Source organism: Streptomyces sp. 8N706 (genome assembly GCF_052245415.1).
GTDB lineage: Bacteria > Actinomycetota > Actinomycetes > Streptomycetales > Streptomycetaceae > Streptomyces.
In genome coordinates this window covers 91925-101882 of the sequence record NZ_JBQQBW010000012.1, presented here as the reverse complement: position 1 = coordinate 101882, position 9958 = coordinate 91925, and the positions used below count along the sequence as shown (strand labels likewise).

The following is a 9958-nucleotide window of genomic DNA, read 5'->3' as shown; positions in this document are numbered from 1 at the left end:
CCGTATCAAGCAGGCCACGCCCGGCGGTGGCTACCGCCGGGCAACGCCCTCCGCGCGCGCCGCGGCGGCCACGGCCGCCGTGACGGCCGGAGCGACCCGCTCGTCGAACGGCGACGGAATCACCTTGTCCGCGCTCAGTTCGTCGGCCACCACGGCGGCCAGCGCCTCCGCGGCGGCCAGCTTCATCCCCTCCGTGATCTGCGACGCCCGCACCTGCAGCGCCCCCGCGAAGATCCCCGGGAAGGCGAGCACGTTGTTGATCTGGTTCGGGAAGTCGCTGCGCCCGGTGGCGACCACGGCCGCGTACTTGCTCGCGACCTCGGGGTGGATCTCCGGGTTCGGATTGGCCATGGCGAAGATCAGGGAGTCCTTCGCCATCGTCGCCACCGCCGTCTCCGGGACCGTGCCACCGGAAACGCCGATGAAGACGTCCGCCCCGTCCAGAGCCGTCTCCAGCGACCCCGAGAGCCCGGCCTTGTTGGTGAAGCCCGCCAGCTCCCGCTTCACGTCCGTCAGATCCTCGCGGTCCTGGCTCACGATGCCCTTGCGGTCGCAGACCGCCACATCACCGATGCCGGCCTCGACGAGGATCTTGGCGATGGCGACTCCCGCCGCGCCGGCACCCGAGATCACGGCGCGCAGCTGGCCGAGCCCCCGCTGAGTGAGCTGAGCGGCGTTGCGGAGCGCGGCGAGCGTGACGACCGCCGTGCCGTGCTGGTCGTCATGGAAGACCGGGATGTCCAGGCGCTCCTGGAGCTTCCGCTCGATCTCGAAGCAGCGCGGGGCGGAGATGTCCTCCAGGTTCACCCCGCCGAAGGACGGAGCGAGCCGGACGACGGTCTCCACGATCTCGTCGGCGTCCCGGCAGTCCAGAGCGATCGGGACAGCGTCCACCCCGCCGAACTGCTTGAAGAGGATGGCCTTGCCCTCCATCACCGGAAGCGACGCCTCCGGACCGATGTCACCGAGCCCGAGCACCGCACTGCCATCCGTCACCACGGCCACGACCTGCGACTTCCAGGTGTAGTCATGGACGAGCTCCGGCTGCTCCGCGATCGCGCTGCACACCTTGGCGACGCCCGGCGTGTAGGCGAGGGACAGGTCGTCCCGGTCCCGGACCGGCACCGTCGCCTGGACGGCCATCTTGCCGCCGCGGTGGAGTGCGAAGGCCGGATCGAAGAGCCCTTCGCCGTCCGTATCGCCGCCACTGCGAGGATTCACGATCTCCGCTGCCACTTGTTGACCCCTTTGTCTGAATTCTGTTGAGGGTAAACCGCCCCAGGTTGAGGAGCGGGCGGGCACCGCGTCCGTTGCCCTGCTTGGCGGATGGCCGCCGCACGGGGGAAGGTACGAACGCCGGGCGCGCCGCACACGCGCCCTGAGCCCCGGGTGAGGGGTGTAAGGGTCTTTTCTACCGGACGCACGGATCCATGGACGAGTGACTTCCATTGCAGCGCCGTACCGTCACTTCGCGTTTACGGTGAAATCGGTAAAACTGCTACCGGATGTCCATGTAATAAGACATCTCGAAGAAGGTGCCGTGATGTCGCTCCGGAAACGCGCCGCACAGTCCCGTCGTCAGGAGAGGCCCGGCACGTCAAGGGGGTCGCCCGTTATCCGATTTTGACACGACTGGCCCCCTGATCGGAGCCGTCCGGATGGCAAGATGCGCCCATCACACACGGTGGCCACACTCGAATACGTGTGCCCGGCCACCCGCATTCCCTCACCTGCAGGAGGAACCAGCAATGACCGCAAGCACCTCAGGTCGTGCGGCCGCAGCCAGATCCCGGATGGCCGCAGCCGGCGCGATCGCGGTCACCGGCGCCCTGCTGCTGACCGCGTGCGGCGACCAGACCGAAGGCGGCAAGGAGGGCGGGAGCGTCCAGGGAAGCGCGGCGCCCCTCTTCTCCAAGCTGCCCAAGTCGATCCAGGAATCCAAGGTCATCAAGGTCGGCACGGACGCCACGTACGCCCCGATGGAGTTCGAGGAGGGTGGCAAGATCGTCGGCGTCGACCCCGAGGTCGCCAACGCCCTGTCGAAGCAGCTCGGGGTGACGTTCCAGTTCACCAGCGGCACCTTCGACGGTCTGATCACCGGTCTGAACTCCGGTCGTTCGGACGTCATCATGTCCGCGATGAGTGACACCAAGGAGCGCCAGCAGGGCATCGACGACAAGGGCAAGAAGGCCGGGCCGGGCGTCGACTTCGTCGACTACTTCAACTCGGGCGTCTCGCTCCTCGTCAAGAAGGGCAACCCGAAGGGCATCAAGTCGCTGGACGACCTGTGCGGCGAGAAGGTCGCCGTCCAGCGCGGCACGATCTACGAGACCACCTTCAAGGACCAGGCCAAGAAGTGCGACAAGGAGAAGAAGGGCAAGCTCACGATCGAGTCCTTCGACAGCGACGCCGAGGCCCAGACCCGGGTGAAGTCCGGCGGCGCGGTGGCCGACCTCAACGACTTCCCCGTCGCGTCGTACATCGCGAAGACCGCCGGCGGCGGCGATGACTTCGAGGTCACGGGCGACCAGACCGAGGCCGGACCGTTCGGTATCGCGGTGGACAAGGACAACACCCAGCTGCGCGACGCCCTCAGGGAGGCGCTGGACAGGAGCATCGCCGACGGCTCCTACGAGAAGGCCCTCGCGAAGTGGGACGTGACCGACAGCGCCGTGGACAAGGCCACTGTCAACGCCGGTTCCTGATCCAGGTCCATTCGAAGGGCAGTCGCAGTGAGTGACAAGTTCGACAAGGAGCCCGCCGGGAACCACCCCGGCGGGCGCCAGGTCTCCAAGGAGACCTCTGTGGTACCCGAGGAGATCCGGGCCATCCCGGTCAGGCACTACGGCCGCTGGATCAGCGCCGTGGTCGTCCTCGGTCTGCTGGCCCTGCTGGTGTACTCCTTCTCGCAGGGCAACATCCGCTGGACGACGGTCGGGGACTACCTCTTCGACGACCGCATTCTGGCGGGTGCCGGCCGCACCCTGCTGATCAGCGTGCTCTCCATGCTCATCGGCCTGGTCCTCGGCCTGATCTTCGCTGTGATGCGGCTGTCGAAGAACCCGGTGACCGGCAGCGTCGCCTGGCTCTACATCTGGTTCTTCCGTGGCACACCGGTGCTGGTGCAGCTGCTGATCTGGTTCAACCTCGCCCTGATCTTCCCCGTCCTCAATCTCGGCTTCTACAAGGACGAGATGACCGACGTCATGACCCCGTTCATGGTCGCCCTGCTCGGGCTCGGCCTGAACGAGGGCGCCTACATGGCGGAGATCGTGCGTGCGGGCATCCAGTCGGTGGACGAGGGACAGACCGAGGCGTCGCACGCCCTCGGCATGACCAGCACGAAGACCATGCGCCGCGTGGTCCTCCCGCAGGCCATGCGCGTGATCATCCCGCCGACCGGCAATGAGTTCATCAACCTGCTCAAGACCTCGTCGCTGGTGACGGTCGTGTCGTACGTGGACCTGCTGCGCGCGGCCCAGAACATCGGCTCGACCTCGTTCGCCACCTTCGAGCTCCTTCTGGTCGCCTCCGTCTGGTACCTGGTGCTGACCAGCCTGTTCAGCATCGGCCAGTACTATCTGGAGCGGCATTACGCCAAGGGTGCGACGCGCACTCTGCCGCTGACCCCGCTCCAGCGGCTCAAGGTCAACCTGACCTCCTTCAGCAACCGTCAGGGGGTCTGACCCATGAACGCGATGGTGAAGGCCGAGGGCGTCCACAAGTCCTTCGGTCCCGCGCACATCCTCAAGGGCATCGACCTGGAGGTCGCCCCGCGCGAGGTCTTCTGCCTCATCGGCCCCTCCGGGTCGGGGAAGTCCACCTTCCTGCGGTGCATCAACCACCTGGAGAAGATCGACGCCGGCCGGCTCTACGTCGACGGCGACCTGGTCGGCTACCGGCAGAAGGGCGACAAGCTCTACGAGCTCAAGGACAGCGAGGTCGCCCTGCGGCGCCGGGACATCGGCATGGTGTTCCAGCGGTTCAACCTCTTCCCGCACATGACGGCGCTGGAGAACGTCATGGAGGCCCCCGTCCAGGTCAAGGGCGAGACCAAGGCGGTGGTGCGGGAGCGCGCCGCGCGGCTGCTCGACCGGGTCGGCCTGGCCGACAAGGCCGGGAGCTACCCCACCCAGCTCTCCGGCGGGCAGCAGCAGCGCGTGGCCATCGCCCGCGCGCTGGCGATGGAGCCGAAGCTCATGCTCTTCGACGAGCCGACGTCGGCCCTGGACCCGGAGCTCGTCGGTGACGTGCTGGACGTCATGCGCGGTCTCGCCGAGGACGGGATGACCATGATCGTCGTCACCCACGAGATGGGCTTCGCCCGGGAGGTCGGCGATGCGCTGGTCTTCATGGACGACGGTGTGGTGGTCGAGTCGGGCCACCCGCGGGAGGTGCTGAGCAACCCGCAGCACGAGCGGACCAAGGGATTCCTCTCCAAGGTGCTCTGAGCCCGCTCGAGCCCTCGGAGCCCTGCGGACCCTGTCCGCGTCCTTCGAGGGCCGACGGCGACGAGCCCCGACCCCCGGAGTCCCCGAACGTGTTGGTTCGGGGACTCCGGCGTTTCCCGGAGTTCCGTTGCAGGGGAAGGTCCGGACGCCCCGGGGCGGCATGAGACGCAGCCGCGTTCGCCGGGGCAGGGCGCGAGTCAGGGTCGCGGAGGCAGAGCTACGCCGGGCAGGACCGCGCGCGAGGCCGGACCGCCCAAGGCAGAGCCGCGCAAGGCCGGACCGCCCGAGACAGCCGCGCGAGGCGGGACCGCCCGAGGCAGAGCCGCGCGAGAGGCGGGACCGCGTAGGCATGCCGCGCGAGAGGCGGGACCGCGTAGGCATGCCACGCGAGACAGAGCTGCGCGAAGCGGTTGCCGTGCGAGGCGGGTCCCGTGAGCGTCCCATGATCCCGGGCCACGCGGGCCGGGGTCACTTGAGGGTCACTTCAGTCCGAGGACCGCCGCGTCCGTCGGCGAGCACCACACGGCCCGCGCCTCACCGAAGCCCGCGGCGCGCAGCGCCTCCGCGTGCCAGGCGACCGACTGCACCTCTCCGTCGCTGTGGTCTCCGTCGATCGGATTGCCGAAGATCTTGAAACGCTCGATCGCCGGTCCCGCCAGGACCGTGTCGGCCGCCACGTCGCGCCACCAGTCCTGCCAGTCCTGGACGCCCGCCCCCTTCTCCCGCTCCTGCCGCGCGTGGCGGAAGGCGCGCTCGGCCTCGTTGATGCGAGGGGTGGACGTGTCGGGCATGTGGTCGGCGTTCAGAAACACCCCGCCGTCCCGCACCACCCCGGCGATCTCTCCGTAGAGCCGCTTCAGCGGCTCGCTCCGCAGCCAGTGGAGAGCGGTCGCGGTGACGACCGCGTCGTACTGCCGGTGCGGCAGCCTGCTCGTCCACCCGGGGTCGGTGAGGTCCGCGGTGATGAACTCGGCCCTGCTCTCACCCTCGAAGGTGCCGCGGGCGATGGTCAGCAGCGCCGGGTCGAGGTCGACACCGGTGCTGACCGCCCGGGGGAACCGGCGCAGCAGCCGGTCCGAGATACTGCCGGTACCGCAGGCGAGATCGAGCACCTTCGGTTCGGGGCCCACCAGCGCCTCGACCATGTCGAGCATCACCCGGAAACGCTCCTCGCGGTCCGGCAGATACCACTCCTGCTGCCGGTCCCAACTGCTCTGCCAGGCCGCCCAGTCGGCGCGGGCCACGGTCTCCGTCATGCCGATCCCTCCCGTATCCCCCGATACGTAATACCCTCGAAGCTGACTCGCTCGTTACACCGCTCACCACCGACCGTAGACCGCCCCCGTAAGGACCACAATTGGAACTGGCCTATTACTCGGACTATGCCGTCCGTCTGGTCAACAGCGAGGATCCGGCCCGCGGCAAGGACGAGCTGACGTCGGTCGAGGCGGTACGGGCGCTCTTCGGCGCCGGTTCGCAGGCCGCCCGGCGGGCGACGGAGGCCGATGTCACCCGGCTGCGTACCGTACGCGGCCGGCTCCGCTCGATCTTCGAGGCCGCCGACGAGGGCGACGAGGTACGGGCCGTGGACCTGCTCAACGCCCTGCTGATGGAGTTCCCGGTCAGCCCGCAGGTCTCCGGCCACGAGACACGCGACGCGGACGGCCGGCCCGACTGGCACATGCATATCGCCGACCACCCGGCGAACGCGACCGCCGGTTACGCCGCGACCGCCTCGATGGGGCTCGCCTTCCACCTCACCGAACTGGGCGTGGACCGCCTCGGCATCTGCCGGGCCGCGCCCTGCCGCAACGCCTACCTGGACACCTCGACCAACCGCTCGCGGCGCTACTGCTCGGACCGCTGTGCGACGCGTGCCAACGTGGCGGCCTACCGGGCCCGCAAACGCTTGGAGAGCGAACGCTCGGAGCCCGGGCCGGAGCGTGCGGATCGCACGGAGCGCACCGAACGTACCGGCTTCAGAGGCCGGACGGCCGAGACCGCCCAGCACAGCAGCGCCCCCGGCGACCGCTGACCCCGGAGCGCGCTCGGGGGCCGCAGCCGTACGCGGGCGCGGGCCAGCACCAGCTCATCGGGGACGGTGCCGAACTCCCGGCTGTCGTTCTCGACGAACGGATTGTCGCCCAGCACCCACCAGCCGCCCTCCCGGTGCTCCACAGCACGCTTCACGATCAGCAGGTCCTGCTGCATCGGGTGCCGCAGCACGATGACATCGCCCGGCCGTACCGTCGCGCCGTACTGGACCACGAGCTGGTCCCCCGGGTGCAGCGTCGGGGCCATGGACGGCCCTACCACCTCGGCGAGCCCGTACGGCAGCGCACCCCGGCGCTCCGGCTCACGATCGCGGCCCTGCTCGTACCCCTGCCACCGGCCACCCTCGGGCATCCGGCACCTCCCGGTCCGTTCCTCCACCAGTACCAGCGTGACACTGGACTTTTGTCCTAAGCCCCCTGGGGCACTCGCGAAAAGGTCTCCGCCACGGAGTAATCTCCCACGTGAGAAGACGATCACGAGGAAGGACAGCTCTATGCTCGCCCGCCTGTTCGCCCCCAAGGTGCAGGTCAGCGCCCACTGCGATCTGCCCTGCGGCGTCTACGACCCGGCGCAGGCCCGTATCGAGGCCGAGTCCGTCAAGGCAATTCAGGAGAAGTACCAGGCCAACGAGGACGCGGCCTTCCGCACCCGGGCCATTGTCATCAAGGAGGAGCGCGCGGAGCTTGCGAAGCACCACATCTCCGTGCTCTGGAGTGACTACTTCAAGCCCCCGCACTTCGAGAAGTACCCGCAGCTCCACCAGCTGGTCAACGATGCGCTGAAGGCCGCGAGCGCCGCCAAGGGCTCGACCGACCCGGCGTCCGGCCAGAAGCTGCTGGACCTCATCGCCGAGATCGACAAGATCTTCTGGGAGACCAAGAAGGCCTGATCTTGGCTTAACCATGTGACCTGCGCTTTCCCATGTCGCAGGGCTCTTCTGGCCGCACCCGGTCCGCACGACTCCCCGTACGGAGTCCATGACGGACCGGGTGCGGTCGTATGTCGCTTGCGGGTCTCGTATGCCATACGGCCCACCGCGCGCCGGCGGGGACCCGTCCGGCCTGCTGGGCAGCGCCCTGGTCGGCCGGGGCGCTGTGTCATTCGGGCTCTTGCGTGAGCGGAGTGCCGGAGCTCTCGCCAGGGTGCCGCTCGGGGACCGCGGGACGGGCTTCGCGGCCTTCCCGGCGAGCCCCTGGTCCCGTTCATGCTGCAGGATCGCTCCCGTCACCGCAGCCCTCACGGCACCTGGATCCGCGCCCCGCGTCCCGCTCTTCGGAGGGGGCGATCCGGCTGCCCCGCTGTGCACATTCCCTCGGCGTAGAGGCCTGGCCTGCGGAAGGGCGGCACCATGCTACGGCGAGTGGCCGTCGGCCCGGCGGTCGGCGGTGCCGGCCGGTCGCATGGGGATCCGCACCGCTCCATTGGCCGTACACTCGCCCCCATGGGTCGGACATGTGCGATGAGGGAACGCCTGCGGCAGACCTCTTGCGTGCTGTGCCCGGTTGCCGCCGGTGCGGTCGCCGTCAGCCCGTCGAGTGCGATTGACGCCGAGGCGCCGGAGACCGGCCGCACGGCGTTGCACGGCCACGGCTAGCGATCCTCAGCCGCCTTTCCCCGGGCCCCTGCCCGGTCACCGTCCGAGCCCCTGAGCCGCCCGCGGGTCACGTCCCTGGTGGTCACTCGTCTCCGTGAACACCCCTCGCCCCTGCGCGCAGGACTGAGCTGCCGCGTCCCGCTGGCCCGGGATGCCCCCGCCGCACCTTTGGCATCGCTTTCGCATCACCTACCGCGGACCGCCACCGCAGATCACCACCACCGCAGCTGCCGGCACGCCGTCGGCGCTGCCGCCTGGCAACGGCCGCGCGATCGGTCGAGCCACCTTCGAAGGGATCACATGAAGCTGAGCGAGCTGCTGGCCGGGCACGACCACCAGGTTCTTCAGGGCAGTCCGGAAACGCGGATCACCGCGGGGGCGTGCTTCGACGCTCACCGGGTCTCGCCGGGCTCACTGTTCATCGCGGTGCCCGGCCACCGTGGCGGCGGCCCCGAGTCCGTCGGACCGGCCCTCGCACGCGGCGCGGCGGCCGTACTCGTCGACGGAGGGGGGCCCGGTCTTCCGGCGTCGGTGTGGGCGTCGGCCGCGGGCGTGTGCGCCGTACGCGTCCCGGACACGCGGACCGCGGCCGCGATCGTCGCCTCCCGCTACCACGGCGAGCCCGGGCGGCAGATGGACATGGTGGCGGTCACCGGCACCAACGGAAAGACATCGGTGTCCTACATGGTCGAGTCCGTGCTGCGGATCGCCGAGGGCGCCGAGGTGGGCGTCATCGGCACGGCCGGCAGCCGGATCGGGGACGAACTGATCCCGATGCCGAGGTCGGTACTGACCACGCCGGAATCGCCGGACCTCCAGTACCTGCTGGCATGCATGCGTGACCGCGGGGCCGGGAGCGTCGTACTGGAAGCCACGTCCATGGGCCTGCTGACACACCGGGTCGACCACTCCTTCATCGACGTCGGCGTCTTCACCAACCTCACGCAGGATCACCTGGACGACCACGGAACGATGGAGAACTACCGGGACGCCAAGTTGCGCCTGTTCCAGGGCCTGTGCCGAAGCGCGGTGGTGAACGCCGACGACTCGGTGGGCGCCGGGATCCGGACGATGATGCCCGGCGCGGTGGCCACGTATGCCCTCGACACCGAGGCGGACTACCGGGCGACGGACCTCTTCGTGGACGCCTCCGGCACGCGTTTCACCCTGCATCACGACGGCCGCAAGTACCCGGCGGCGATCCCCGTCCCGGGCCGGTTCTCCGTGGCGAACGCACTGGCCACCGTAGCGGCCTGCCACGTCCTGGGTCATGACGTGGCGGGACTGGTCGCCGCGCTCGACCGGATGCCTCCCGTCCCCGGCCGGTTCGAACGCTTCGAGACCCCGGGCGGCACGTGCGTGATCGTGGACTACGCCCACTCCCCGGACTCCCTGGAGAAGGTCCTGACCACCATCCGGGGCTTCGCCTCCGGCCGGGTCATCACTGTCTTCGGCTGCGGCGGGGACCGGGACACCACCAAGCGCGCCGAGATGGGGGAAATCGCCGGAACCCACTCCGACCTGTGCGTCCTCACCTCGGACAACCCCCGCACCGAAGACCCCGAGAAGATCCTGGACCAGATCACCCCCGGTCTTACGGCGGCCGGCACACCGTTCGAGCGGTTCGCCGACCGCCGTCGGGCGATCGCCTTCGCCCTGTCCGCCGCAGGACCGGACGATATCGTCCTGGTCGCGGGGAAAGGGAGCGAGCCGTACCAGATCGTCGGTGAGAAACTACTCCCGTTCAGCGACATGGCGATGGTGCGCGAACTCGCCGGGGCGTAGGGCAACGGCCGGAGAGGCTACCGCTGAGCGGGCCTTGGCTGACCGAGCCGAACTGATCCCCCGGGTGCCTGCA

Annotated in this window: 9 protein-coding genes and 1 pseudogene; 7 read left to right on the top strand and 3 right to left on the bottom strand. The window is 69.2% G+C overall.

Annotation, left to right across the window (positions count from 1 at the left end; genetic code table 11):
* Positions 1 to 30 precede the first annotated feature (30 nt).
* On the bottom strand, positions 31 to 1236 hold the full coding sequence (locus tag ACTWQE_RS07705; RefSeq protein WP_443328054.1) for an NAD(P)-dependent malic enzyme: 1206 nt from the start codon (positions 1234 to 1236) through the stop codon (positions 31 to 33).
* Between the two features lie 512 nt (positions 1237 to 1748).
* Between ACTWQE_RS07705 and ACTWQE_RS07700 the strand changes: the two genes are divergently transcribed.
* From ACTWQE_RS07700 to ACTWQE_RS07690, 3 genes are read left to right on the top strand one after another with little or no spacing between them, the layout of a single operon-like run.
* On the top strand, positions 1749 to 2705 hold the full coding sequence (locus ACTWQE_RS07700; RefSeq protein WP_443328053.1) for an ABC transporter substrate-binding protein: 957 nt from the start codon (positions 1749 to 1751) through the stop codon (positions 2703 to 2705).
* A 27-nt stretch (positions 2706 to 2732) separates the two neighbouring features.
* Complete coding sequence (locus ACTWQE_RS07695; protein WP_443328052.1) at positions 2733 to 3686, top strand: amino acid ABC transporter permease; 954 nt, start codon at positions 2733 to 2735, stop codon at positions 3684 to 3686.
* Positions 3687 to 3689: 3 nt separating this feature from the next.
* The gene (locus tag ACTWQE_RS07690) at positions 3690 to 4451 is read left to right on the top strand and encodes an amino acid ABC transporter ATP-binding protein (RefSeq protein ID WP_443328051.1); all 762 of its coding nucleotides are present in this window, start codon (positions 3690 to 3692) and stop codon (positions 4449 to 4451) included.
* A 479-nt stretch (positions 4452 to 4930) separates the two neighbouring features.
* Here ACTWQE_RS07690 and ACTWQE_RS07685 read toward each other — a convergent pair whose 3' ends face one another.
* Positions 4931 to 5707, bottom strand: a complete 777-nt coding sequence (locus ACTWQE_RS07685) for a class I SAM-dependent methyltransferase (RefSeq protein WP_443328050.1) — start codon at positions 5705 to 5707, stop codon at positions 4931 to 4933.
* Positions 5708 to 5808: 101 nt separating this feature from the next.
* Here ACTWQE_RS07685 and ACTWQE_RS07680 point away from each other — a divergent pair, with 101 nt between their 5' ends.
* Positions 5809 to 6486 (top strand): CGNR zinc finger domain-containing protein, encoded by a 678-nt coding sequence (locus ACTWQE_RS07680; protein ID WP_443328049.1) that lies wholly within the window; start codon positions 5809 to 5811, stop codon positions 6484 to 6486.
* Positions 6487 to 6578: 92 nt separating this feature from the next.
* Here ACTWQE_RS07680 and ACTWQE_RS07675 read toward each other — a convergent pair.
* Positions 6579 to 6719 (bottom strand): annotated as a pseudogene (locus ACTWQE_RS07675) (nickel-type superoxide dismutase maturation protease); the annotation flags it as partial.
* Here ACTWQE_RS07675 and ACTWQE_RS07670 point away from each other — a divergent pair.
* The 3 genes from ACTWQE_RS07670 (at position 6666) to ACTWQE_RS07660 (ending at position 9885) form a co-directional block, all read left to right on the top strand.
* On the top strand, positions 6666 to 6917 hold the full coding sequence (locus ACTWQE_RS07670) for a hypothetical protein (RefSeq protein WP_443328061.1): 252 nt from the start codon (positions 6666 to 6668) through the stop codon (positions 6915 to 6917). The pseudogene ACTWQE_RS07675 and the gene ACTWQE_RS07670 overlap by 54 nt on opposite strands.
* An 82-nt stretch (positions 6918 to 6999) precedes the next feature.
* Positions 7000 to 7395 (top strand): superoxide dismutase, Ni, encoded by a 396-nt coding sequence (gene sodN / locus ACTWQE_RS07665; RefSeq protein ID WP_443328048.1) that lies wholly within the window; start codon positions 7000 to 7002, stop codon positions 7393 to 7395.
* Between the two features lie 1005 nt (positions 7396 to 8400).
* Entirely contained in the window at positions 8401 to 9885 is a 1485-nt protein-coding gene (locus ACTWQE_RS07660; RefSeq protein ID WP_443328047.1) for a UDP-N-acetylmuramoyl-L-alanyl-D-glutamate--2,6-diaminopimelate ligase, read from the top strand.
* The last annotated feature ends 73 nt before the right edge of the window (positions 9886 to 9958 follow it).

Coding starts and splice junctions, on each gene's coding strand:
- ACTWQE_RS07700 (WP_443328053.1), top strand. CDS start 1,749: ATGACCGCAAGCACCTCAGGTCGTGCGGCCGCAGCCAGATCCCGGATG.
- ACTWQE_RS07690 (WP_443328051.1), top strand. CDS start 3,690: ATGAACGCGATGGTGAAGGCCGAGGGCGTCCACAAGTCCTTCGGTCCC.
- ACTWQE_RS07660 (WP_443328047.1), top strand. CDS start 8,401: ATGAAGCTGAGCGAGCTGCTGGCCGGGCACGACCACCAGGTTCTTCAG.
- ACTWQE_RS07685 (WP_443328050.1), bottom strand. CDS start 5,707: ATGACGGAGACCGTGGCCCGCGCCGACTGGGCGGCCTGGCAGAGCAGT.
- sodN (WP_443328048.1), top strand. CDS start 7,000: ATGCTCGCCCGCCTGTTCGCCCCCAAGGTGCAGGTCAGCGCCCACTGC.